The organism is Gaetbulibacter aestuarii, assembly GCF_039537665.1.
In the GTDB taxonomy this organism is placed as follows: Bacteria; Bacteroidota; Bacteroidia; order Flavobacteriales; family Flavobacteriaceae; genus Gaetbulibacter_A; species Gaetbulibacter_A aestuarii.
Genome location: NZ_BAABAY010000001.1, coordinates 221,298 through 248,036, shown reverse-complemented (window position 1 = coordinate 248,036; position 26,739 = coordinate 221,298). Strand labels below are relative to the sequence as shown.

Genomic DNA, 26,739 nt, shown 5'->3' with positions numbered 1-26,739 from the left:
TAGAATGAGTTCTAAAATTAGATTAGGAATATTAGGAGGCGGGGGTGATTCTTTAATTGGTATTTTACATCGTGTGGCGTCGTCCATGTTCGATCAATTTCAATTAGTCGGAGGTGCTTTTAATCCTGATTTGAAAGAAAGCTTAGCCTTCGCTGAAAAAATTGGAATTCCAACAGATCGTATTTATAAAGATATTGATTCTCTTATTTCAGAAGAATTAAAATTACCGGAAGGAGAACGCATGCAGGTTATTTCGGTACTAACACCAAATTTTCTGCATTTCCCAATGGCCAAAAAACTCATTGAGAATGGGTTTCATGTGATCTGTGAAAAACCCATGACCACATCTTATGAGGAAGCTAAAATATTAGAGGCAACGCTTCAAAAAGCGAATACCGTTTTTGCAGTTACTTATACGTATACGGGATATCCTATGGTGCGTCAGATGCGCGAAATGATAGCCAATAATGTGATCGGTAAAGTTCAAAAAATAGATATTCAGTATTATCAAGGCTGGATAAATCCTGTGATCCATGATCCGCAATTACGAGCCAACACCTGGCGTTTGGATCCTGAAAAAGGTGGCATCAGTTGTTGTATAGGCGATATTGGAACACATGCATTTGATATGTTGGAATACGTTACGCAACTTAAGGTTGGTAAAGTCTTATCGGACCTTAATTATGTATACGAGGATAATAAAATGGATGTTGACGGAACGGTATTATTGCATTGCACCAATGGTGTAAAAGGTCTTATTAGAGCGAGCCAGATCGCAACCGGAGAAGAGAATAATTTCACGGTAAAGATTTACGGTGAAAAGGCAGGTTTAAAATGGGAACAGGAAAATCCTAATTATCTGTATTTATTACAGGATGGTGAACCTTTACGCGTTTTAAAACCTGGACATCCTTACAACAGTGCCTTATCGTTGGATGGTACAAAATTACCACCGGGTCACCCGGAAGGTATTTTTGATTCCATGGGAAATATTTATAAGGGTGTGGCCAAAGCCATTAAAAAAGAGCCTTACGATCATGGGGAGTTTCCAACAATGGTGGACGGTGTAAGAGGAATGAAATTTATTGAATGTGCTGTTGAAAGTCATTTAAAAGGAAACATTTGGATACATATTAACGAATAAATTATGATGAAAACCATCAAGGGACCGGCTGTATTTTTAGCGCAATTTATGGGTGATGAAGCGCCTTATAATAGCTTGGATGGTCTATGTAAATGGGCTTCCGATCTAGGTTATAAAGGCATTCAAATGCCTACCTTGGATCCTCGTCTTATCGATTTATCCAAGGCAGCAGAAAGTCAGTATTATTGTGATGAACTACTGGGAAAAATAAATGCTTATGGTCTTGAATTAACGGAGCTTTCTACGCACATCCAGGGGCAATTGGTGGCGGTACATCCGGCTCACGATATTATGTTCGATGTGTTTGTTCCCGATAATTTAAAAGGTAAACCGAAAGAACGCACCGCCTGGGCAATTCAGGAAATGAAAAATGCCGCTAAAGCTAGCAGACGCTTGAATTTAAAAGCCCATGCAACCTTTTCAGGATCCTTGTTATGGCCCATGGTACATCCCTGGCCGCAGCAACCTAAAGGCTTGGTGGATATGGGATTTAAAGAACTCGCTTCCCGGTGGAAGCCTATTTTAGATGTGTTTGACGACAATGGAGTTGATGTTTGTTACGAGGTGCATCCGGTGGAAGACATTCACGACGGCGACACTTTTGAACGCTTTTTAGAAGCAACCGGCAATCATAAACGGGTTAATATTTTATACGATCCATCACATTTTGTACTGCAACAATTGGATTATATAACTTATATTGATCATTATCATGAATTCATAAAAGCCTTTCATGTGAAGGATTCAGAATTCAATCCAACCGGTAAAAAGGGAACGTTCGGTGGATATAATGATTGGAAGGATCGTGCAGGGCGTTATAGGTCACCGGGCGACGGACAAGTCGATTTTAAAAGAGTCTTTTCAAAACTTACGGAATATGGCTGTGATGTTTGGGCCGTTTTGGAATGGGAATGCGTCATTAAAAGTCCGGAACAAGGCGCCAGAGAAGGTGCGCCGTTTATAAAAAACCACATTATTGAAGCCACTACCAAAGCTTTTGATGATTTTGCCGGAGGCGAAACAGATGAAGACCAACTAAAGAAAATACTAGGAATATAAATTAAAATTATGAATATCATGAGATACATATTAATAGCTCTATTAGCGCTTGCTTCCTTAACAAGCTGTAAAAACAAAACCGAGGAAAATAAAGAAACCATGGAAGAAAAACCGGCCATGGCAGACATGGATAATGGCTGGGAAACCCTTTTTGATGGTTCAAATTTCGATAACTTCAGAGGTTATTTAAGAGATACCATGCCGGCGGAATGGCATATAGAGGGCGATGCTATGGTTTTTGAACCGGGTGAAACGAAAGCCAATATTATAACTCGAAAAAAATACACCGATTTCGTATTGTCTTTGGATTGGAAAATTTCTGAAGGTGGAAACAGCGGTGTCTTGTTTGGTGTAAGTGAAGTCGATAGTTTACCGGAACCCTATCAAACCGGACCTGAAATTCAGGTTTTAGATAATGAGCGCCATCCGGACGCTAAGGCCAATCCAAAATATCATCAGGCTGGAGCGTTGTATGATATGGTGCAACCTACCCAGGATGTTTGGAAACCTGCCGGGGAATGGAATCATTTCGATATTATGGTAAATCACAAAACCAATCAAGGAAGTGTGACATTGAACGGCACTAAAATTGTGGAGTTTCCTGTAGAAGGTCCGAGTTGGGATTCACTGGTGGCGAATTCCAAATTCAAAGATTGGAAGGATTTCGGAAAATATGAAACAGGATATATTGGCTTGCAAGACCACGATAACAAAGTATCCTATAAAAATATAAAAATCAAATCGCTTGATTAGGAGGTGATTGATTTATTCGAATTACTATGAAAGCAAGGTTTTTGAACCTTGCTTTTTTTGTTCCAAATGATTGAAGATGCCATTATTCGTGGAGTTTCAGAACATTTTTAATTTCCATCTATTAAATAAACATCTTTTGAAACTGCATATTTTTCTTCAAAACGTTAAAAAAATAGAGATATTTATAATTTTTTGTAAAAATTAAAGGCTATTCCAAAGTTTATAAAAATTTTATTATAGTTTTACATTATGAAAAATTTAAAAAATACAATACGTTTTCCAGAACCCGGGTTCCCCGTGCGCTTCCGCCGCCGCTATTAATCTTAACAATAGCAAATCTAAAACGTCATTTTTTAAATTTTTATTACCGTGTCAAAACAACAATTCATAACATTTTATAACTTATTTCATTCAGTAATTTACATTACTATGCGCCGTCCATTTCTCCGTCGCCCGTAAGGGTATGTACTTATATTTTTGAATCAGGTGCGTCCGATTCAGCTGTCAGAAAATAAAATTAAAATAAAGAACATTTAAAATCAGGAAAAATGAAGGTTGTCATAGCCGATACATCTCATATAAAATACGCTCAAATTATTTGCGATACCATCGCAGAATCTGCTCAGGTTCGTGGTACGGGAATTGCCCGACGCACTCCGGAATACATTTCTACTAAAATGGAAAATGGTAACGCCGTTATTGCTTTGGATGGCGATAAATTTGCTGGCTTTTGTTACATTGAAAAATGGAGCCATGGAAAATTTGTAGCCAATTCAGGATTAATCGTGCATCCGGATTACAGAAATCAAGGACTTGCCAAAAAGATTAAGCAAAAAATTTTCGAACATTCCAGAACCAAATTCCCTGATGCTAAGGTTTTTAGTATTACTACGGGGTTAGCCGTTATGAAAATGAATACGGAATTGGGGTACAAACCCGTTCCTTTTTCTGAATTAACGGATGATTCTACCTTTTGGGATGGTTGTCAAACCTGTAGAAATTATGACGTTTTAACGCGTACGAACAGAAAATTATGTTTGTGTACGGGAATGCTTTACGATCCGAAATCAAAAAGTCCCGGAAAACAAATCAAGGATAAGACCTTTCAACGACTAAAAAGTATCAAGCAAGCCTTATTCCTTAAAAAAGACAAAAAATAAAATCAAATGAGATACCCATTAAATCAATTGTATGAATACGAATATATAGTGTCATGGGTATAACATCTGAAAATTAAAAGACAAATAAATATTACCAGATGAAAAAATTAGTTATAGCCTACAGTGGCGGATTGGACACCTCTTATTGTGCCGTTAGTTTATCTAAAACATATGAAGTACATGCTGTTAGCGTGAATACCGGCGGATTTACTAAAGAGGCTATTAAAAAGATTGAAGCCAATGCCTATAAAATGGGTGTTACAACTTATAAAAGTATAGATGCTGTTGCTACCTTTTATGATAAGGTTGTTAAGTATCTCATTTTTGGAAATGTATTAAAGAACAACACATACCCATTATCTGTAAGTGCAGAGCGTATTATTCAAGCCATTGAAATTATTGAATATGCCAAAAGTATTGATGCAGAATATATTGCACATGGTAGTACCGGAGCAGGAAATGATCAGGTACGATTTGATATGATCTTTCAAACATTAGCGCCGAATATTAAAATCATTACTCCAATTCGTGATGAGCAGCTTACCAGACAACAAGAGATCGATTATTTAAAGGAAAACGGGATAGAGATGTCCTGGGAAAAAGCTAAATACTCCATTAATAAAGGACTTTGGGGAACCAGTGTTGGAGGTGCCGAAACCCTAACATCTGATAAACCCTTACCGGAATCAGCTTATCCTTCCCAGATAAAACATGCTGAACCCGAAAAGGTAAAACTGACTTTTGAAAAAGGTGAGTTGGTAGCAATTAATGGTGTTGAAAATAATCCGGAGGTTAATATTGAAACTTTGAATACCCTGGCTTCTGCTTATGCGATTGGTCGTGATATTCATGTAGGAGACACTATTGTGGGGATCAAAGGACGTGTTGGTTTTGAAGCCGCTGCGGCATTGATTACCATAAAAGCGCATCATTTACTGGAGAAACATACGCTTACCAAATGGCAATTACAACACAAGGAATATATCGCTAGTTTCTATGGCATGCATTTGCATGAAGGCCAATACCTTGATCCCGTGATGCGCGATATGGAAGCCTTTTTGGAAAGTAGTCAGGATAAAGTTTCAGGCGATGTTTTTGTAACCTTGAAACCATATCACTTTGATCTTGATGGTATTTCATCTGAACATGATCTTATGAATGCCAAATTTGGTAGTTATGGTGAAGAAAATAAAGGCTGGACCGCCGATGAAGCCAAAGGATTTATTAAAATTCTGGGAAATCAAAATAAAATATACCAACAGGTAAACTCCTAAGTTGCTTTGGTAGAAAAACGATAAAAATGAAAAATATACAGGTTGGAATTATTGGAGGTGCAGGCTATACAGCCGGAGAGTTGATTCGATTATTGTTGAACCATCCCAATACAGAGCTCAATTTTGTTTACAGTACCAGTAATGCAGGAAACAAATTAAGTTACGTGCATCAGGATCTGGTTGGTGCAACGGAATTGACCTTTACAGATACCGTAAATCCTGATGTGGATGTGGTTTTTTTATGCCTGGGACATGGAAATTCGGTGAGGTTTTTAAAAGAAAACACCCTTTCTGAAACGACGAAAATTATTGATCTTGGGAATGACTTCCGATTGACGGCCGACCGGAATTTCAATGGGAAAACATTTGTTTATGGCCTACCGGAATTAAATAAGCATGCCATTGAAAAGGCCCGGTACATTGCTAATCCCGGCTGCTTTGCAACGGCCATTCAGTTAGGTGTTTTGCCTTTGGCGTATGCCGGATTGCTTAAAAATGATGTTCATGTGAATGCAGTTACCGGTGCTACAGGCGCAGGAACCTCTTTATCATCTACCACACATTTTACCTGGCGAGATAATAATGTCTCGGTTTACAAGGCATTTACCCATCAGCATTTAGGTGAGATCAATCAATCGGTAAACCAATTACAAACGGATTTTAAATCTGATATTTTGTTCATTCCAAATCGGGGTAATTTTTCCAGAGGAATTTTCGCTACGCTTTACACAGATTTTGAAGGCACTTTGGAAGAGGCTCAAAAACTTTATGAATCGTTTTATGAAGCTGCTAAATTCACTTTTATTTCTCAGGAAAATCTACATTTAAAACAGGTGGTGAATACCAATAAATGTTTGATTCATTTACATAAATACCAAGGAAAAATATTGATTACCAGCATTATAGATAATTTATTAAAAGGCGCTTCCGGACAGGCAGTACAGAACATGAATTTGATGTTCGGACTAGAAGAAACTACCGGATTACATTTAAAAGCCTCATATTTTTAATTATAGATTTAACAAACCAGATTATGAAAATAGCCATTATAGGAACCGGAAATTTAGGGAGCGCTGTTGCCAAAGGTCTTATTAAGAACAAAACCTTTAGCTCACTTTATTTAAGTGATAAGAATACTGGGGCTGTGCAACAGTTTAACAAAGAACCTTATGTAACTATAACAAACAAGAATACAGAGGCTGTGGAGGCTTCAGACATTTTGATTTTTGCCTTGCAACCAAGACATATTGAGTCCGTTTTAAAAGAGGTAGCTCCAAGTATAACAAAAGAACATGTTGTTCTTTCCGTGGCTGCCGGATATGCGATCTCCAAAATTGAAGCCATTATTGGACAGGATAAGAACATCATTCGTGTGATGCCAAACACGGCAATTTCCATTGGGAAATCCATGACTTGTTTAGCGGCAAATACCAGTGGCGAAAAAAAAATAGACATGGCTCAGGATATTTTTAATCAATTAGGAACCACGATGGTAATTCCTGAAGAGCATATCCAGGCGGCTACAGTAATTTGTGCCAGTGGTATTGCCTTTTGGATGCGCCTGATTCGTGCCACAACACAAGGAGCGATTCAGTTAGGGTTTGAGGCTCATGAAGCGCACAAACTCGCCGTGCAAACCTGTTATGGTTCAGCGAGTTTATTGATTGAATCGGGGAATCATCCGGAACAGGAAATTGATCGGGTAACCACGCCAAGTGGTTGTACCATTGAAGGTTTGAATGAAATGGAACATCAGGGTCTGAGCTCCTCACTCATAAAAGGTCTGGTGGCATCTTTCGAAAAAATTAATCACTTAAAACAATAGACCCATGCCGTTATTTGATGTTTACCCTTTGTACGATGTTACGCCTGTTTCAGGAAAGGATATTTATGTTTATGATGAACAGGGAACAGAATACCTGGATCTTTATGGCGGTCATGCCGTTATTTCAATAGGGCATGCACACCCTAATTATGTGGAGGCTATAACCAATCAGGTTTCTAAATTGGGCTTCTACTCCAATGCCGTTCAAAATCCGATACAGCAGGAGCTCGCTGATAAAATTGAGTCGCTTTCAGGTTGTAAAGGGTATAATTTATTTTTGTGTAATTCCGGAGCGGAAGCCAATGAGAATGCTTTGAAGCTAGCTTCCTTTAAAACGGGCAAATCCCGTGTTATTGCTTTTAAAAATAGTTTTCACGGACGAACTTCGGCAGCTGTTGCTGCTACGGACAATCCCAATATCATTGCTCCTATAAATGCACAACAAAAGGTGACTATTCTGGAATTGAATGATATTTTAGGAGTAAAAGCAGAACTTGAAAAAGGCGATGTATGTGCAGTGATTGTTGAATTCATTCAAGGTGTAGGAGGTTTGGATGAGGGAAGCAGCGATTTCTTCGAACAGGTTTTTGCTTTATGTCAAAAGAACAACACCTTTTTTATTGCTGATGAAGTGCAGTCCGGTTATGGACGTTCTGGTAAATTCTTTGCTTTTCAACACTACAATGTAACCCCGGATATTATTTCAATCGCGAAAGGTATGGGGAATGGATTTCCAATTGGCGGTATTTTAATTCATCCGGATATCGAAGCAAAGTATGGTATGTTAGGAACAACTTTCGGGGGTAATCATCTTGCTTGCGCAGCAGGATTAGCGGTATTGAATACTATAGAAGAAGGCCATTTAATAGATAATGTGAACGCGATGTCGGCCTATTTTATTGAAAAAGCCAGGGCCATGCCTGAAATCAAAAAAATCAAGGGGCGCGGCTTGATGCTGGGACTGGAATTTGATTTTGAGGTTGGCGCACTTCGCAAAAAATTGATTTATGAGTACAACATATTTACGGGAGGTTCCTCCAATAAGAAACTGTTACGAATTTTACCGCCATTAACAATTCAAAAAGAACATATCGATCAATTTTTCAATGCTCTAAAAAACGCCGTAGACATTTAAACTGAACCAATGAACACCTTATTATCCATAGAAAAAAGAAATGCTGTTTTACGGAATATGGCCAAATTATTGGATCAAAATCGTGAAGAAATCATAGCCATAAATAAGGTAGATCTGGAGGCATATAACGGGGATGATATTTCAATGTTCGACCGTTTAAAAGTTAATGATGCAAAAGTTGATGAGATGATCGCCGCAGCTCAGCACCTGGCCTTACAACAGGATCCTGTGGGTGTGGAACGATTTAGTTTTGAACATGAAAATGGTCTTAAGATCTATAATAGAACGGCCTCATTTGGTACGGTTTTAATTATTTATGAATCGCGCCCCGATGTTACCGTGGAAGCGGCCGGTATTGCGTTCAAATCGGGTAATAATATTCTATTGAAGGGCGGAAAGGAATCTTTGAATTCAAACAAAAAAATTGTGTCCTTGTGGCATGAGGCTCTAAAAATGGAAGGTGTTTCCACCGATTGGATAACGTATTTGGAATTCGATAGATCGGAAACACAAGCCTTTTTGGAAAACCCAACGCGACAGGTTGATTTAATTGTTCCAAGAGGGGGTGAGCGTCTTATTGCATTTGTAAAACAGCACGCGCAATGCCCGGTAATTGTGAGTGGGCGAGGAAATAATTTCGTTTATGTTCATAAGGATGCCGATTGGGAAATCGCACTTCAGGTTATTATCAATGGTAAAACCGCGAAAATATCTGCCTGTAATGCTGTCGATAAGGTTTTAATTGATAAGAATTTAAAGGATAAAACAGCCTTTATTCAAAAACTTATGACGGAACTACAAGCATTTGATGTTACTATTTTGGGCGATGAACAAACCTCAAAATTATCCGGGATTTCTCCTTTTGAAAATGAAGCTATTTGGTATCAGGAGTTTTTGGATTTTAAAATTGTTATTGGTGAAGTAGAAAATGTTGATGCTGCTGTCGCCAAAATAAACACCTACTCAGGAGGGCATTCGTCAGTTATTGTAACAAAGGATGAAGCTTCTGCTAAAGGCTTTATGGAAAATGTGGATACAGCCGCAGTTTATCACAATGCATCAACCCGATTTACCGATGGCGGACAATTTGGTTTGGGTGGCGAATTAGCTATTAGCACAGATAAATTACATCAGCGCGGCCCAATAGGTTTGCAACATTTGGTTACAAACAAATGGTATGTATATGGCAACGGACAAACACGATAGCATGCAAAAAAAGAAACGCATATTACTAAAAGTTGGATCGAATACCCTAACCAAGGAAACCGATAACCTATCACGAGGAAAGATCGAGGATATTGCCAATCAGATCGCCATACTCAAGAAGGAATACGAGTTTATTATTGTGAGTTCGGGTGCTATTGCTGTGGCGAAACAATTTGTAAAATTGGAGAGTCAGCAGGATAGTGTCTTTGTAAAACAAGCCCTCGCTTCCATAGGGCAACCCCATTTGATCAGGATCTATCAGGAGATTTTCAGATCGTATGGCTTGCTTACCTCACAGTGTTTGTTGTCCTATTCAGATTTTGAAAAAGAAGAAAGTAAATCCAATATCGTAAATACCATCAACGTGTTGGTGAACAATGATTACATCCCGATTATTAATGAAAATGATACCGTAGCTACGGATGAAATTAAATTTGGAGACAACGATAAATTAGGAGCACTGACAGCAGCTTTACTCGGCGTCGATTTATTCATCATTGCAACCAATACAAATGGCATTTATACCAGGGAATCTTTGGCTACAAATACACCGAAAACGATAGAGGAAGTAACAGATTACAAGGATTTAAAGCAGGAGGTTTTACCCTCCAAATCCTCCCATGGAAGTGGTGGAATGCTTTCCAAAATTGAAGCCGTTTCGGTAACCAAAAAAGCGAATATTGAAACCTGGATCGTAAATGGTTTAGAAGACCATTTCATCCTGAATGCCTTTGAAAATAAAGTGCCGTTTACCAAAATAAAATAAAGAATGAAACATTACACATCCATAAATGATATAGACAACCTCGAGGAATGGATTGTCGATGCGAAGGCCATCAAAAAAAATCCATTAGAACATCGGAAGCTTGGTAAAAATAAAACGCTGGGTTTACTTTTTTTTAATTCAAGTTTAAGAACGCGTTTAAGTACTCAGAAAGCAGCATTGAATTTAGGGATGAATCCGATAGTAATGAATGTTTCCAATGATTCCTGGGGTATTGAATTTGGCGACGGAACCGTTATGGATGGTACCACTGCCGAACATATTAAGGAGGCGGCAGCTGTTGTTTCACAGTATTGTGATATTATTGCGGTTAGAGCTTTTCCAACATTAACAGACAAAGCTAAAGATGAAAGTGAAGAGGTTTTAAATGCCTTTAAAAAATATGCCACGGTTCCAATTGTGAATATGGAAAGTGCTACGGCGCACCCTTTACAGGGCTTAACGGATGCCCTTACCATTTCAGAATACGCTAAAAAGGAGCGTCCTAAAGTGGTTTTAACCTGGGCACCACATGTGAAAGCTTTACCTCATGCAGTAGGAAATAGTTTTGCTCAGGTCATGCAAAAAATGGATGTGGATTTTGTGATTACCAATCCGGAAGGTTATGATTTGAATCCGGAAATTACGAGAGATGTTCCCGTACTTCACAATCAGGAGGAGGCCATGAAAAATGCCGATTTTGTGTATGCTAAAAACTGGAGCTCCTATGAAAATTACGGACAAATTCTGGAAACAAACAAGTCCTGGATGATCACCAAATCTTTGTTAGGAAATGCTAAATTTATGCATTGTTTACCTGTACGTCGTAATGTGGTGGTTGAGGATGCCGTTTTAGACAGTGATAGTTCACTGGTTATTCAACAGGCTAATAACAGAACCTTTGCAGCACAATTGGTATTAAAAAAACTATTAGAAACCTTGTAATATGGATCCCTTGAAAATCATCAAAGTTGGAGGTAATATTATTGATAATCCGGAAGCTCTAGACCGGTTTTTGGAGCAGTTTGCCAAGGTTCAAGGTCCTAAAATTTTAGTACATGGTGGTGGCAAACTAGCTACAAAATTGGCTGAGGATATGCAGGTGCCTGTCAATATGATTGAGGGAAGACGCATCACGGATGCAGTAACTCTGGATATCATAACCATGATATATGCAGGTAAAATAAACAAAAACATAGTTGCCAAATTACAAGCGAATCACTGCAATGCCATAGGCTTTACGGGCGCTGATGGCAACGTGATTTGTTCGGTCAAACGTCCGGTGAAAACCATAGACTACGGTTTTGTGGGAGATATTGTTAAGGTGAATCCGGAGGTTCCGGATGTATTGCTTCAAAATGGCGTTACACCTGTATTTTGTGCCATAACTCATGATAATAACGGGCAACTTTTAAACACGAATGCAGATACCATTGCCTCGGCTTTGGCGGTAGGATTATCCAAATACTATGCAACCGAGTTGATTTATGTTTTTGAAAAAAACGGAGTTTTAATGTCTGTTGATGATGAAGATTCCGTGATTGAAAATATAAACACAGAAAGCTACGAAAAACTAATAAAAGATGGAGTTATTGCTGATGGTATGTTACCCAAATTAACCAATTGTTTTGATGCTTTAAAAGCGGGTGTTTCAAAAGTGATTATTGGAAATGCCTCGGTGATCAGTAATAAAAATCAAAAATATACAACCCTAAAACTATGATTCAGGAACTTACAAATGAAGCTATTGAACTCCTAAAAAAGCTTATTGAGACGCCGTCATTTTCTTCAGAAGAAGATAAAACGGCTGAGCACATTGAAGCGTGGTTCAAGGCGCATCATGTGGATTATAAAAGGACGAAAAATAATGTTTGGGCAGTAAACAAATATTTTGATGAAAGCAAACCAACGCTTTTACTGAACTCGCATCACGACACGGTGAAACCCAACACGGCGTATACAAATGACCCGTTTAAAGCTTTTGTGAAAGACGGCAAATTATTCGGATTGGGAAGTAACGATGCCGGGGGCTGTTTGGTGTCGCTTTTGGCAACCTTTACCTATTTTTATGGTCATAAGGATTTAAAGTATAATTTAGTTATTGTCGCTTCCGCGGAAGAGGAAAGTAGTGGGCCTGATGGATTAAATAGTATGCTTGAAGTGATTCCGCAGATAGACGTGGCTATCGTTGGGGAACCAACCTTGATGAATCTGGCTGTAGCAGAAAAAGGTTTGGTGGTTTTTGATGCCAAGGTTGAAGGCACTCCAAGCCATGCCGCACATCCAAATGATAACAATTCTATTTATAATACCATTGAAGTGCTACAATGGTTCAAAGATTTTAAATTTGAAAAAAGTTCGGAGGTTCTGGGGGATGTCAAATTAACGGTTACCCAGATAAAAGGAGGGTCGCAGCACAATGTAGTTCCGGCGGATGTGGATCTGGTTATTGATGTTCGGGTGAATGATGCCTATACAAACAAGGAAATTTCTCAAATTTTAGAGGAGAAAGCTCCTTGCAAAATAAAAGCAAGAAGCTTGCGGCTGAATTCTTCATCTATTCCGATGGATCATGATTTGGTAAAGGCCGGTATCGCTTTAGGACGCAGTACTTATGGATCACCAACATTATCAGATCAGGCAACTTTGTCTTGTCCGAGCTTAAAATTAGGACCCGGTGACAGTACGCGTTCGCATTCGGCGGATGAATTTATTTATATTCGTGAAATTGAAGAAGGTGTTGCGATTTATATTAAGCTGCTCGAGAAGGTGTTGTGATTTAGAACAGAAACGAGAGAATAGAAACAAGAAAAGAGAGAAGAGATAAGAGAAATAAGAAAAGAGATTAAGGGAAAAAGTCTCTGTTCTCTATTCTAACTTCTCTTCTCTAAAAAACAAAAACTATGAAACTTTGGGATAAAGGTATTTCGATAGATAAAAAGATAGAACAGTTTACGGTGGGAAATGACCGTGAGATCGACAGTCATATTGCGAAATACGATGTTATAGCGTCAAAAGCACATGCCAAGATGTTGCAGAAGGTCGGGATTATTTCTGTTGAAGAATTGGTAGAACTTTTAGGCGGTTTAAAAAAACTCGAAGAACAAATAAAGAACGGCACTTTTGTAATTGATGGACAATTTGAAGACGTTCATTCGAAGATTGAATTTGAACTTACCCAATCTTTAGGTGAGGTTGGAAAGAAGATACATACGGCTAGATCGCGAAACGACCAGGTTTTGGTGGCTTTAAGTCTTTACTATAAAGATCAACTAGGTATTGTTAGAGAGAAAACAAGATCCTTATTTGATACCTTGTTAGGTTTGGCAGAAAGGCATCAAAGCAAAATGTTACCCGGATATACCCATTTACAAGTAGCTATGCCGTCCTCATTTGGATTATGGTTTTCCGCTTACGCGGAACTGATGATTGATGATGTGTATTTTATTGATGCCGCCTTAAAAATTGTGGATCAAAATCCTCTGGGTTCGGCAGCCGGATATGGAAGCTCCTTTCCTATAGATAGGCAAATGACAACCAGAGAAATGCAGTTTTCAACTTTGAAATTCAATGTGGTTGCAGCCCAGATGGCTCGAGGAAAAAATGAACGAACTATCGCCGCAGCTCTAGGCGGATTGAGCAACACACTGGCCCGTTTTGCTATGGATGTTTGTTTGTATATGAGTCAGAATTTTGGATTTATCAGTTTTCCGGATGAATTAACTACCGGAAGCAGTATTATGCCACATAAAAAGAATCCGGATGTATTTGAGCTGATTCGTGGGAAATGCAATAAAATTCAGGCCCTTCAAACGGAAATGATACTAATTACCAATAATTTACCGAGTGGTTATCATCGGGATTTTCAATTATTGAAGGAAAACATGATCGCGGCTTTTGAAGATCTAAAGGATATTTTGGATATCCTTGATTACGCGATCCAACAAATTGAAGTAAAGGACGTAGATCTGAACGACCCGAAATACCAATATTTGTTCACGGTAGATAATATCAATACCTTAGTGGAAGAAGGAATGAGTTTTCGTGAAGCTTATCAGAAGATCGGTGGCCAGGTTCAAAGTGGTAGCTATAAACCGGATACTTCGAAAAAGCATTCCCATTTAGGAAGTATTCATAATTTAGGATTGGAACAGATCCGGGCGAAGTTTCCTAATTAGAAATTTAATACACCATGGATTTTAAAAACTTTAAGAATTGCGTTTATTTATTGTTCTTGATGCTCGTGCTAAGCAATTGTGTTCAAAATAAGACCTATGAACTCGTAAATGATCAGGTAAACACCTGGGGTTTTCATGATGTTGAAAAGGTGGATTCTTTAAATCCTGTTTTGAAACCTTCAACTGATTTTTCATTTAAATCGCCTATTTCCAATGAAACTGTTTATTGGGAAAGCCGGAATGTTTTAAATCCCGCGGCTGTAGTTCACGATAACAAGGTTTATTTATTTTACAGAGCCCAGGACTCCAGCGGTACTTCGCGCATTGGTTTAGCAACGAGTAAGGATGGACTACACTTTAATAAGATCCCCGAACCTGTGTTATATCCAGACGAAGACTCCATGATGGTCTACGAATGGAATTATAAAAAACTGGCAAAGGATAGCTCAAATATGGATTGCAAGAATTGTTTATTCGATGGTATTGAAGACCCAAGGATCATAGCCGGACCGGAGGACAATTATATTATGACCTATACCGCCTATGATGGGAAAACAGCTCGTTTGAGTGTGGCAACTTCTAAAGATCTCTTGCATTGGACGAAACACGGACTCGCTTTTCAGGATGAAAAATACCGTGATATGTGGTCTAAGTCCGGAGCCATTGTTGCGGAATTTCAAGATGATAACGTGGTTGCAAAAAAGATAAACGGCAGTTATTGGATGTATTTTGGAGATACCGATATTTTTCTAGCCAAATCACAAGACTTGATTCATTGGGAGGTTTGTGAGAATGCCGAATCTAAAAAAGCGATCTCTGTATTGCATCCGCGTTCCGGGTATTTTGATAGCCGCCTGGTAGAACCCGGACCTTTTGCTTTATACACTGAAAAAGGCATAGTTTTGATTTACAACGGTAGTAATGCCGCTAATTTTAATGATCAAAGTTTGCCCAAATTCACGTATGCTGCTGGTCAGGCACTTTTCGATAAAGAACAGCCCTATAAATTAATGAACCGAACCACCGGACATTTTATTTATCCGGATAAACCCTATGAAATGGTAGGCGAAGTCAATCTGGTTTGTTTTGTAGAAGGGTTGGTTGATTTTTCAGGGCACTGGTTTTTATATTACGGCACTGCAGATTCTAAAATCGCGGTAGCTACCAGTGTATTGTCTGAATAAAATTCATTTGTAAATTATAATAGAAAGATTGCTTCACTGCGTTCGCAATGACGTTACCTTTTAGTCATTACGAGGCGCTTGCGACGTGGTAATCTTTTGATTTGAAGTAAAGATTCTTCCCTAACGATATGTATGGAAACAGCAATTCACAATCAACAGATTGCTTCAATGCGTTCGCAATGACGTTATGTTTTTGTCATTACGAGGAGCTTGCGACGTGGTAATCTTTTGATTTGGAGTAAAGATTCTTCGCTAATATGTATGGAAACAGCAATTCACAATCAACAGATTGCTTCACTGCGTTCGCGATGACGTTACTTTTTTGTCATTACGAGGAGCTTGCGACGTGGTAATTTCATCAAGCGAATTATTAACTACAGATACTTCATTTCACTCGGAATTACTAAACATCTTTTAATTTACTTCTGCTGCGTTAGGCCTGCCTGCCGGCAGGCAGGGATTGCAGCGGTATCCTTTTTTGAGTTTTCGAGAAAAAGATTTAGCGGAAAGCGCGACCCGCAGGGGAACGCCCAAATAGATTTTTATAATGAAAATTTTGATTTCTATGCTTTTTTCTTATATTCAAACGAAAACCAAGTAACATGAGTAAAGGAAAAATTGCCGGGAAAGAACCGGCCGAAGTTGAATTAAATAAAGGAGAAACCAAGTATTTTTGTGCTTGTGGAGAATCGGATAAGCAACCTTTTTGTGATGGTTCTCACCGCCATAACGATTTTGAACCGGTGGTGTTTACGCCCAAACGTGATGGGAAAGTATTTTTATGCATGTGTAAACAAAGTAGTAATTTGCCCTACTGCGACGGAACGCATAATACCCTATAAAAATTTTAAAATGTAAAAAGCGCATGTTGCCATGCGCTTTTTTAAGCAATGCTATGTTTAATTTGTTGACGACTAACTCTAAAAATTAAATAATAGTCGATTGCCCTAGATGTATATTCGTAAAGTTGAGGTTGGTCTCATCAGGATTATTAATAAAATCCTCGATAAAATCGCCTACTTTAGTTGTGCTTATATTGTCGTATTTCGTATTTAAATCTGGTGTTGTAATGTGTAATTTTAAAGATTTGCCAACACCATCGCGTACTCTTGTAGCTTCCTCATCCAATCCTAAATGATCCAGCATCATAGCGGCTGATAAAATTGAAGCTATAGGATTTGCAATACCTTTATTGGTTGCAGGGCTGTAAGACCCATGAACCGGTTCGAACATGGCATGTTTGTCACCCAGCGACGCTGAAGCGAGTAAGCCTATGGATCCCACAATAACCCCGGCTTCTTCACTTAAAATATCACCAAACATATTTTCGGTTAGGATAACATCGAATTGTTTTGGATTGATAATGAGCTCGTTTGCGGCATTATCGATAAACATGTAATTAAGCGTTACATCTGGATACTGCGGCGCTATTTCCTGAACCACGCGACGCCAAAGTCTGGAACTTTCCAGTACATTAGCTTTATCTACAAGCGTTACTTTTTTGCTTCGTGCCTGGGCCGCTTTAAAGGCGGGATGTGTTATACGTTCAATTTCCTTACGCGTATAGGTGCAACTATCGGAAGCTTCGTTACCATCTTCACTTAATTTCTTTTCTCCAAAATAGATACCTCCGGTGAGTTCGCGGTAAATAATAAGATTGGTATCTTTTACCTTATTTTTCTTTAACGAGGATTTATTTAATAATTCTTCATAAGCTACAACCGGACGAATATTGGCATAAAGATCGAGCGCTTTCCGTAATTGCAATAGACCTTGTTCCGGGCGCATTTTGGCATTCGGATCGATATCATAAGCTGTGGTACCGATGGCACCAAACAAAATAGCATCTGCGTTTTTGCAAATGCTAAGAGTTTCTTCCGGCAGAGGTGTGTTATGTTTTTCAATAGCACTGGCTCCAATCAAACCATATTGAAACGTAAAAAGATGGTCGAATTCCATAGCGACGGCTTTCAAGACCTTTACGGCTTGTGCAGTAACCTCTGGCCCAATGCCATCGCCCGGTAATACGGCAATATTTAGTTTCATTATTTGATGGTTATGCGGAAATGATTTCCTTGTACAATTTACAACTTTCTATGATTTGATGGATATCATTATCGTCAACTTCTTTTTTCTTGTCAGCAAAATCTAAAAAGTTCTTATAAACTTCGTCAAGTTGAAGCTTGGTTAATTCGTAGCCTACGTTTTTAGCGCGGTATGCTAATGCAGCCCTTCCGCTACGAGCGGTAAGTACAATAGCAGAGGCTGTAACACCAACATCCTTAGGATCTATGATCTCATAGGTTTCTCTATTTTTTATCACGCCATCCTGATGAATTCCCGAACTGTGAGCAAAGGCATTGGCACCTACAATAGCTTTATTTGGTTGCGTATAGATACCCATACGATCGGACACTAATTGACTCAATCCATAAAGCATTTGGGTATTGATATTCGTATCCAGATTCAAATAAGGGTGTTGTTTTAATATCATTACCACTTCTTCAAGAGCAGTATTTCCGGCACGTTCGCCAATACCATTGATGGTACACTCAATTTGGCGTGCGCCATTGATCACGCCTTCGATAGAGTTGGCTGTGGCCAGACCCAAATCGTTATGACAGTGACAGGACAAAATGGCTTTTTCGATACCTTTTACGTTCTCTTTCAAGTATTTTATTTTGGCACCATATTCACTGGGTAAACAGTATCCTGTGGTATCAGGGATATTCAAAACGGTAGCACCTGCTTTAATAGCTTCCTCACAAATTCGCGCTAAATAATCGTTGTCGGTTCTACCGGCATCCTCTGCGTAGAATTCTACATCCTCAACGAAGGATTTTGCATAGCTTACAGCTTTAACAGCACGTTCGATTATAGCTTCCCGATTGGATTTGAATTTGTGCTTGATGTGCGAATCTGAAGTACCAATACCTGTATGAATTCTCGGTTTTTTGGCATATTTCAGAGCTTCAGCAGCAACTTGAATATCGTTTTCAACAGATCGCGTTAAACCGCAAACTGTAGCATTTTTCACAATTTTTGAAATTTCTTCTACCGATCTAAAATCACCAGGACTGGACACCGGAAATCCGGCTTCAATCACATCAACACCTAGCTTATCCAGCTGCTCTGCAATGATTACTTTTTGCTCAGTATTCAGTTTGCAACCAGGAACTTGCTCGCCATCTCTTAAGGTCGTATCGAAAATTTGGACGTTGTTATCAGACATTTATTCAAATATATTTTCTAATTGTAGTACGAATGTATATTTTGGTTTGGAAAATAGAGAATTCATCGTACATTTATTACGATGTTTAAACCTTCATTTTAAAACTTAAAGGTTTGATAATCAATAAATTGACGTTTGGTTTATAACTATGGTAAGAGATCAAAAAGATAATTTGTTTGTATTGGTAAAGTCCCTTTCGAAGTCTGAAAAGCGCCAATTTAAACTTTATGTAGGACGTTTGGGGGTGAATGAGGACTCAAAATTTTTGATGCTTTTTAACATCTTAGATAAGCTTTCTACTTACGACGAGTCCGTTATTATAAAAAAAGGGATCGTTAAGAAGCAGCAATTATCCAATCTTAAAGCGCATTTGTACAAACAAATTTTGATCAGTCTGCGTCTAAACCCTTCACACCAAAATGTTCGTATCCAGATCCGTGAACAACTCGATTTTGCTACTATTTTATATCACAAAGGACTCTATAAACAGAGTTTAAAAATTTTAGATAAAGCGAAAAGTCTCGCTATTTCGCACGAAGAAAAGAATATCGCCTACGAAATTGTAGAGTTGGAAAAAGTTATAGAATCGCAATATATAACCCGTAGTTTAAGTAATCGTGCGGATGAATTGACCATTCAGGCCAAGGAGTTGAGTATGCAAAATGTGCTCACCAGTAAATTATCGAATTTGTCATTACAGCTCTATGGTTTATTTCTGAAAACGGGGTATGTTAAGAATGATGAAGAACACAAGATCGTAACCAAATATTTCCATGATCGCCTTCCGAAATACGACATCAATAAACTCGGTTTTCGGGAAAAACTCTGGTTGTACAAATCGTATTTGTGGTATAGTTTCTTAACGGTTGATTTTTTATCAAGTTATAAATACGCGGCGAAATGGGTGGATCTGTTTTATGATAATAAAGATATGATCGAGCTGAATCCGGTATTTTTCCTGAAAGGAAATCACTACCTTCTGGAGGCACTATACTACCTTAGACAGCACGAAAAATTCAAGGAAAGTCTGGAACGTTTTGAAGGTGTAACCCAAAAGAAATGGTTTCATCGGGATGATAATGTAGATGGGCTTGCATTCCTGTACATTTATAACAATAAGTTCAATCTGTATTTTATGGAAGGTCGCTTCAAGGCTGGTTTACATCTGGTCGATGAGGTTTTAGACCGTTTAAAAATATATAAAGATCGTATCGACGAGCACCACGTTATGGTGTTCTATTACAAAATAGCCAGTATGTATTTTGGCGCAGGAGATCTAAAAAATTGTATCAAATATTTAGATAAGATCATCAGTAATAAAAGTCTTCAAATGCGTGAAGATCTTCTTTGTTTCTCAAGGATTTTGAATTTGGTAGCACACTATGAGGCCGGACTCGATTACAATCTAGACGTTTTAATTAGGAGTACCTATAAATTCCTGATCAAAATGGAAGATCTGCACGAGGTCCAAAAAGAGATCATTAAGTTCTTAAGAGGTCTGGGAGATATTTATCCGCATGAAGTAAAGGCCGCTTTTATCAAACTTCATAAGAAATTAAAAACCTTTGAAAATGACCCTTATGAAAGTCGCGCTTTCTTGTATCTGGACATTATTTCCTGGTTAGAATCCAAAATTGAAAATAAACCTATTGCAGAGATTATTCGTGCCAAGTTTGAAGCGAATCAATTGGAAAAATAAAAAATAGTCTTCTAAAAATTTGGATATTCCATTTTTCTAATTGAATATTTGCACTCACAAAGTTCAAGACACGTATTGAAATGTTATCAAGAAAGGCGGAGGGATTAGACCCGTTGAAGCCTTAGCAACCCTTTACCTGTAAAGAAGGTGCTACATTCTACTAAATTCATTTTTAGATAGATAACTAACGAATTACTTACCGTAATTTATTATATTTTCTTTTTAACATTTTTCTAGGTAGAACGCTTTCGAGCGCATATTGACTTTTGTATTTGGTAAAAAATCAAAAACCAATGTAAATAATTTGAAGTCTGAATTACAACATACCATTATATCATATTTTACTACGGAAAGTGGTGCGCATTATCCTGAAATTCCCTTAAGCTACCAGGTTTTTGGAAAAGCTCTGGGAACTGCGCCGGTTATTCTGGTAAATCATGCCTTGACCGGCAATAGTAATGTGGCCGGGAAAGATGGCTGGTGGAAGGATCTTATTGGAAAAGATAAGGTTATCGACACCAACTTGTACACCATATTAGGGTTTAACATCCCCGGGAACGGCTACGATGGTTTTGTAATTGAGAACTACAAAGATTTTGTGGCTCGTGATGTGGCTCGCATTTTTTTATTGGGCTTAAAGGCTTTAAATATTGAAAAATTATTTGCCATTATTGGCGGCTCATTGGGTGGTGGTTTGGCTTGGGAAATGGCTGTGCTGCAACCTGATGTTACAGAACATCTTATTACCGTTGCAACAGACTGGAAAGCGACGGATTGGTTGATCGCGAATTGCCAAATTCAGGAGCAGTTTTTACTCAATTCAAAAAATCCGGTGCATGATGCGCGTATGCATGCGATGCTGTGTTACCGCACACCCGAATCTTTTAAGGCACGTTTTCAGCGAAGTAAGAATGAAGATCTGGAAATTTTTAATGTAGAAAGCTGGTTGTTGCATCATGGTAATAAGCTGCAGGAGCGTTTTCAGTTATCGGCTTATAAATTGATGAATCAGTTGTTGAAAACCATTGATGTTACCAAAGGTCGTCCAGAGGCATTCAATGTATTGGACAATATTGAAGCAAATATTCATATCGTTGGTGTGGATTCTGATCTGTTCTTTACGGCAGAAGAAAACCGGCAAACCCATAAACAATTAGCGGTATCCCACGCCAATGTAACATATAATGAAATTCATTCGGTGCATGGCCACGATGCATTTTTAATGGAATACGAACAACTGGAAAAAATTATTGAAGGCATTTTTGTGCCCGATTCAAAAAAGAAAAGAATGAAAGTGATCAAGTTTGGCGGGAAGTCTCTTGCCAATGGCGCAGGTTTAGATAAGGTGATATCTATTGTGGAATCCAAAGTGAAGGCCGGAGAAAAAATTACGCTCGTTGTTTCTGCACGAGGAAATGCTACAGACACGCTCGAAAATATTTTACACAAAGCCCATAGAGGTAAGGATTATAAGGAAGATTTTGAAGCGTTTAAGGCCTATCAGACAGAACCTTTAAAAACTGTTGATTTTGAGGAAGAATTTTCTGTTCTGGAAAAGTTGTTTGAAGGCGTAAGCTTATTGCGTGATTACAGTAAAAAGACCAAAGATGAGATTTTGGCTCATGGCGAGTTGCTGGCAGTTAAAATGGTATCGGCTTTATTAAATGAGCGTGGCATAAAAGCGCAACCAACCGACGCGCGGAAATTAATAAAAACCGATGGTAGCTTTGGAAACGCCCAACCGATAGCGCAACTTTCAAAGGATAATATTAAGCAGTATTTTAAAACAATTTTAACCGATACCGTTCCCGTGGTTACCGGATTTATTGCATCGAATGCCAATAATGAAACCACCACTTTGGGGCGCAATGGAAGTAATTATACAGCCGCTTTATTAGCCAATTATCTGGATGCTGAAGAATTGCAGAATTATACTCATGTTAATGGTATTTATACAGCAAATCCTGATCTGGTCGAGGATGCTCAGAAGATCCGGGAATTGTCCTTTAGTGAAGCCAATGAGTTAGCTAACTTCGGAACTACGGTTTTACACGCAAAGACCATCATTCCACTGGTGGAAAAAAATATCAGTCTGCGTATTCTGAATACCTTTAATCCTGATGATGAGGGAACACTAATTACGGCCAAACCGAATTCAAAAGAGGTAACCTCGCTTTCTGTTTTGGAAAATGTAGCCTTAATTAATTTAGAAGGGCGCGGATTGCTTGGAAAAAGTGGCGTTGATGCCCGAATTTTTGGAGCATTAGGAAACAAAGATATCAGTGTAAGTATTATTTCGCAAGGTTCTTCAGAGCGCGGCATTGGATTGGTAATTAACGCGGATCAGGCTACGCAAGCCGTTATTGCTCTAGAACGCGAGTTTGAGCGCGATTTCTATGCTCAAGATGTGAACAATATCCATGTGGTAGATGATGTTTCGGTAATTTCCATAATTGGTATTGCTTTAAGTTCATTCCACAAACCTTTTAATGCACTTATTAAAAACCAGATCACGCCTTTATTGTTCAACAATACGGTTACAGGAAAAAATGTGAGTTTGGTAGTGAAAAAACAACAGCTTCACAAGGCGATGAATGTTATTCATGGTGAGGTTTTCGGAATTTCCAAAAAGATCAATATTGCTATTTTCGGGCACGGTTTGGTAGGTGGTGCGCTGATCAATCAGATCTTAAAGTCTAAAAACTATATTGAAAAACGCAAAGGCATTCATCTCAACGTCTTTGCGATCTCAAATTCCAGAAAATTAGTGTTGCATAAAAAAGGTGTTGGTGAGCATTGGAAAGCTGACATCGAGAATTCATCAACAGAAAGTTCTATTGAAGCGATCGTAGATTTCGCCAGAACACATCATTTGGAAAACTTAATTGCGGTAGATAATACCTCTAGCAGTGATTTTCATAAAAATTATATACCGCTGGTAGAAGCCGGTTTCGACCTGGTTTCGTCCAATAAAATTGCCAATACCATCTCACATGATTTTTACACCACACTTCGCAGTCATTTGAAGGAACATAACAAAGAGTATTTATATGAAACTACAGTAGGAGCAGGATTGCCGTTAATTGACACCATAAAATTATTACATGAATCCGGTGAAAATATAACCAGAATTCGTGGTGTTTTTTCAGGAACCTTGAGCTATTTATTTAACCATTTTTCAGTTCAGGATAAACCGTTCAGTGCGATCGTTCAGGAAACTATAGATAAAGGCTTTACCGAGCCCGATCCCCGAGAAGATTTTTCAGGTAATGATGTGGCGCGGAAATTATTAATCCTCGCAAGAGAATTAGATCTGAAAAATGAATTTGAAGATGTAGCCATTCAAAATTTAATACCGAAGCAATATCAGGATATTTCTGTAGAAGACTTTTTAAGTCAGTTGGACGTATTGGATGAAGCATTTCAATCTATAAAAAAAGAACAAAAACCCGGACATGTGTTGCGCTATGTTGGCGATTTGTTTGGCGATCTATCCCAGGACAAAGGACAATTGGAAGTGAAATTGGTTTCTATTCCTGAAGATAGTACCTTAGGACATGTAAAAGGTAGTGATGCCATTTTTGAAATTTTCACTGAAAGTTATGGCGAACAACCTATCGTGATCCAGGGTGCCGGGGCAGGCGCTGAGGTTACAGCAAGAGGTGTTTTTGGCGATATTTTGAGATTGTCGAAACATATTAATTAGTTGTGGAGAAAAGAGAAAAGAGAAACGAGAAACGAGAGAAGAGAAACGAGAGAAGAGAAAAGAGAGAAGAGAAATGAGATGAGAGAAGCTGGAAAGAGATACAAGTCTATTGAAAGCAAGTATTAAAAGTCTCTAGTCTCTATTCTAACTTCTCTATTCTAATATAAAAAAGAAACGAGAAAAGAGAAAAGAGAGAAGAGAAATGGGATGAGAGAAGCTGGAAAAGAGACACAAGTCTATTGAAAGCAAGTATTAAAAGTCTCTAGTCTCTATTCTAACTTCTCTATTCTAACTTCTCTATTCTAAAAAATAAAACATGAGCAAAAAGAAACATATAGAAACAGAAGCTATCCGAACACAGTTGAACCGTTCGGAATATTTGGAACATTCAGTGCCATTGTATCTCACATCAAGTTTTGTATTTGAGGATGCTGAAGATATGCGGGCGTCTTTCACAGAGGAAAAAGAACGCAATATTTACAGCCGTTTCACAAATCCGAATACGAGTGAATTTGTTGATAAGATCTGCAAGATGGAAGGTGCTGAGGCCGGATATGCTTTTGCTACTGGAATGGCAGCAGTTTTCTCAACATTTGCAGCCTTGTTAAATAGCGGCGATCATATAGTTTCGGCGCGATCTGTATTTGGATCTACCCATAGTTTATTTACCAAATTCTTACCAAAGTGGAATATTAAAACAAGCTATTTTGATGTTAACAAACCGGAAACTATTGAAGGCTTAATTACTCCGGCTACAAAAATCTTGTACGCTGAGTCGCCTACAAATCCTGCGGTAGATATCATCGATCTGGACCTGTTGAACAATATTGCTAAAAAGCATGACCTGATTCTTGTTATCGATAACTGTTTTGCTACGCCTTATATTCAACAACCTATAAAACACGGTGCACATTTAGTAATTCATTCGGCAACAAAATTGATTGATGGCCAGGGTCGTGTTCTTGGCGGCGTTACCGTGGGTCAGGCCGATCTGATTCGCGAGATCTATTTGTTCTCCAGAAATACCGGTCCGGCCTTATCACCATTCAATGCCTGGGTACTTTCGAAGAGTTTGGAAACCTTGCCGGTACGTGTGGAAAAGCATTGCGAAAATGCCGTGAAAGTAGCCGAGTTTCTTGAAAAACATCCTAAGATAAATTGGGTGAAATATCCATTTTTAAAGTCGCATCCGCAATATGAGGTCGCTAAAAAGCAAATGAAATTAGGTGGTAATATCGTAGCTTTTGAAGTAAAAGGAGGCATAGATGCCGGACGTAAATTCTTAAATGCTATAAAAATGTGTTCACTTTCCGCTAATTTGGGTGATACCCGAACCATTGTAACGCATCCCGCTTCTACGACGCATAGTAGTTTGGCAGAAGAAGATCGTCTGGCCGTGAACATCACCGACGGATTGGTACGTACCTCTGTTGGTTTGGAGCATGTTGATGATATTATTGCAGATTTGGAACAGGCGCTTGGCTAAAGCTTTTTTCTCGATTTAAAATTGAAATCAAATACATCAGGTCGAGCATAATGCCCAACAACGTCGAACATCCGTTTGGCTCTAATGATATCGTCCAGATCTATGTCGGCATACAAAATACCTTCTTCAGCTTCCAAAGGCCCTGAGAGAACTTTCCCGTTAGGCGCAACGATCATGCTATTTCCCGAATTGATCCAGGTTCGATCTTTTGGATAAAGGGTTTTGAAATCAAACGTATCGGGAATATCATCTATTTTCAAGGCCATACAGCAACTGATCACAAATACGCCACCCTCTCTGGCAATGTGCTGCATGCTCAGAATCCAGTTGGGGCTTTTATCCCAGGTAGGCGATACCAAAATTTGCGCTCCCAATTCATAAATGGCATTTCGCGCTAGAGGCATAAAATTCTCCCAACAAATGAGTCCGCCCAGTTTTCCAACAGAAGTATCATAGGTTTTTAGCGTACTGCCATCGCCCTGCGACCAGATCAAACGTTCGCCACCTGTAGGGATCAATTTGCGATGTTTTCCAAGTATAATGCCTTCATCATTAATAAATAAGAGACTATTGAATAAACTGGTATTGCTGGTTTCGGAATTCCGTTCGTGCATACCCATAACCACATTGATCTTCGCTTTTTTGGCAGTTTCACATAATTTTCGTGTACTGTCGTCCGTAACAGATACGGCATTTTCAACCAATTTCAAATAAAGCTCGTTGAGTTCTGCACCTTTACTATTCGGAATGAGCCAGATCCAATCCGGATAACCCGAAATAAAGGCTTCAGGAAATACGATTAATTTAGCACCTTGCTGACTTGCTTCGGCTATTGCAGCGCAGGCTTTTTCCACCGTTTTTTCTTTATTCAGGAATACCGGTGCCAACTGAGCGGCAGCAACTTTTAATGATTTTGGCATTTTTGAAAGTTTAAA

The 26,739-nt window shown here is 38.6% G+C and carries 22 protein-coding genes and 1 riboswitch; of the genes, 19 read left to right on the top strand and 3 right to left on the bottom strand.

All coding sequences use genetic code 11. The annotated features are described in order from the left end of the window. Positions 1–4 precede the first annotated feature (4 nt). The 16 genes from ABD682_RS00990 (at position 5) to ABD682_RS00915 (ending at position 16,523) form a co-directional block, all read left to right on the top strand. Positions 5–1,144 (top strand): Gfo/Idh/MocA family protein, encoded by a 1,140-nt coding sequence (locus ABD682_RS00990; protein ID WP_344738046.1) that lies wholly within the window; start codon positions 5–7, stop codon positions 1,142–1,144. A gap of 6 nt (positions 1,145–1,150) precedes the next feature. Beyond that, positions 1,151–2,203, top strand: a complete 1,053-nt coding sequence (locus tag ABD682_RS00985) for a sugar phosphate isomerase/epimerase family protein (RefSeq protein WP_344740786.1) — start codon at positions 1,151–1,153, stop codon at positions 2,201–2,203. A gap of 18 nt (positions 2,204–2,221) precedes the next feature. Then, positions 2,222–2,956, top strand: a complete 735-nt coding sequence (locus ABD682_RS00980) for a 3-keto-disaccharide hydrolase (RefSeq protein ID WP_344738044.1) — start codon at positions 2,222–2,224, stop codon at positions 2,954–2,956. 548 nt (positions 2,957–3,504) lie between these two features. Continuing rightward, the gene (locus ABD682_RS00975; RefSeq protein ID WP_344738042.1) at positions 3,505–4,116 is read left to right on the top strand and encodes a GNAT family N-acetyltransferase; all 612 of its coding nucleotides are present in this window, start codon (positions 3,505–3,507) and stop codon (positions 4,114–4,116) included. Between the two features lie 98 nt (positions 4,117–4,214). Then, a complete protein-coding gene (locus ABD682_RS00970) occupies positions 4,215–5,390 on the top strand; it encodes an argininosuccinate synthase (protein WP_344738040.1) in 1,176 nt (391 codons plus the stop codon). A 26-nt stretch (positions 5,391–5,416) separates the two neighbouring features. Continuing rightward, the gene (gene argC, locus ABD682_RS00965) at positions 5,417–6,400 is read left to right on the top strand and encodes an N-acetyl-gamma-glutamyl-phosphate reductase (protein WP_344738038.1); all 984 of its coding nucleotides are present in this window, start codon (positions 5,417–5,419) and stop codon (positions 6,398–6,400) included. 23 nt (positions 6,401–6,423) lie between these two features. After that, positions 6,424–7,215, top strand: coding sequence for a pyrroline-5-carboxylate reductase (proC, locus tag ABD682_RS00960; RefSeq protein ID WP_344738036.1), 792 nt, complete (start codon positions 6,424–6,426; stop codon positions 7,213–7,215). Positions 7,216–7,219: 4 nt separating this feature from the next. After that, positions 7,220–8,350: an aspartate aminotransferase family protein gene (locus ABD682_RS00955; protein WP_344738034.1), complete on the top strand. Its 1,131-nt coding sequence runs from the start codon at positions 7,220–7,222 to the stop codon at positions 8,348–8,350. Positions 8,351–8,359: 9 nt separating this feature from the next. Then, positions 8,360–9,556, top strand: a complete 1,197-nt coding sequence (locus ABD682_RS00950) for a glutamate-5-semialdehyde dehydrogenase (RefSeq protein WP_344738032.1) — start codon at positions 8,360–8,362, stop codon at positions 9,554–9,556. A gap of 1 nt (position 9,557) precedes the next feature. Next, complete coding sequence (proB, locus tag ABD682_RS00945; RefSeq protein WP_344738030.1) at positions 9,558–10,322, top strand: glutamate 5-kinase; 765 nt, start codon at positions 9,558–9,560, stop codon at positions 10,320–10,322. A 3-nt stretch (positions 10,323–10,325) separates the two neighbouring features. Further along, positions 10,326–11,264, top strand: coding sequence for an N-acetylornithine carbamoyltransferase (locus ABD682_RS00940; protein WP_344738028.1), 939 nt, complete (start codon positions 10,326–10,328; stop codon positions 11,262–11,264). Between the two features lies 1 nt (position 11,265). Continuing rightward, positions 11,266–12,042: an acetylglutamate kinase gene (gene argB, locus ABD682_RS00935; RefSeq protein WP_344738026.1), complete on the top strand. Its 777-nt coding sequence runs from the start codon at positions 11,266–11,268 to the stop codon at positions 12,040–12,042. Next, a complete protein-coding gene (locus tag ABD682_RS00930; protein WP_344738024.1) occupies positions 12,039–13,097 on the top strand; it encodes a M20 family metallo-hydrolase in 1,059 nt (352 codons plus the stop codon). The genes argB and ABD682_RS00930 overlap by 4 nt, the downstream gene beginning before the upstream one ends. Before the next feature lie 125 nt (positions 13,098–13,222). Continuing rightward, on the top strand, positions 13,223–14,497 hold the full coding sequence (gene argH, locus ABD682_RS00925; RefSeq protein ID WP_344738022.1) for an argininosuccinate lyase: 1,275 nt from the start codon (positions 13,223–13,225) through the stop codon (positions 14,495–14,497). Between the two features lie 14 nt (positions 14,498–14,511). Next, a complete protein-coding gene (locus ABD682_RS00920; RefSeq protein WP_344738020.1) occupies positions 14,512–15,681 on the top strand; it encodes a glycoside hydrolase family 130 protein in 1,170 nt (389 codons plus the stop codon). Between the two features lie 602 nt (positions 15,682–16,283). After that, positions 16,284–16,523, top strand: a complete 240-nt coding sequence (locus ABD682_RS00915; RefSeq protein ID WP_344738018.1) for a CDGSH iron-sulfur domain-containing protein — start codon at positions 16,284–16,286, stop codon at positions 16,521–16,523. 85 nt (positions 16,524–16,608) lie between these two features. Here the strand turns inward: ABD682_RS00915 and leuB are convergent, their stop codons facing one another. After that, on the bottom strand, positions 16,609–17,727 hold the full coding sequence (gene leuB, locus ABD682_RS00910) for a 3-isopropylmalate dehydrogenase (RefSeq protein ID WP_344738016.1): 1,119 nt from the start codon (positions 17,725–17,727) through the stop codon (positions 16,609–16,611). Positions 17,728–17,737: 10 nt separating this feature from the next. Further along, positions 17,738–18,913, bottom strand: coding sequence for a 2-isopropylmalate synthase (locus tag ABD682_RS00905; RefSeq protein WP_344738014.1), 1,176 nt, complete (start codon positions 18,911–18,913; stop codon positions 17,738–17,740). A 148-nt stretch (positions 18,914–19,061) separates the two neighbouring features. On the opposite strand from ABD682_RS00905, the gene ABD682_RS00900 reads away from it, so the two are divergent. From ABD682_RS00900 to ABD682_RS00890, 3 genes are all read left to right on the top strand, one after another. Next, complete coding sequence (locus ABD682_RS00900; RefSeq protein WP_344738012.1) at positions 19,062–20,612, top strand: hypothetical protein; 1,551 nt, start codon at positions 19,062–19,064, stop codon at positions 20,610–20,612. Positions 20,613–20,692: 80 nt separating this feature from the next. Then, positions 20,693–20,799, top strand: a riboswitch (SAM riboswitch). Between the two features lie 117 nt (positions 20,800–20,916). Next, a complete protein-coding gene (gene thrA, locus ABD682_RS00895) occupies positions 20,917–24,318 on the top strand; it encodes a bifunctional aspartate kinase/homoserine dehydrogenase I (RefSeq protein WP_344738010.1) in 3,402 nt (1,133 codons plus the stop codon). A gap of 316 nt (positions 24,319–24,634) precedes the next feature. Next, complete coding sequence (locus ABD682_RS00890; RefSeq protein WP_344738007.1) at positions 24,635–25,804, top strand: trans-sulfuration enzyme family protein; 1,170 nt, start codon at positions 24,635–24,637, stop codon at positions 25,802–25,804. On the opposite strand, the gene ABD682_RS00885 is transcribed toward ABD682_RS00890, so the two are convergent. Next, the gene (locus ABD682_RS00885; RefSeq protein WP_344738005.1) at positions 25,801–26,724 is read right to left on the bottom strand and encodes a carbon-nitrogen hydrolase family protein; all 924 of its coding nucleotides are present in this window, start codon (positions 26,722–26,724) and stop codon (positions 25,801–25,803) included. The genes ABD682_RS00890 and ABD682_RS00885 overlap by 4 nt on opposite strands. Between the last annotated feature and the right edge of the window lie 15 nt (positions 26,725–26,739).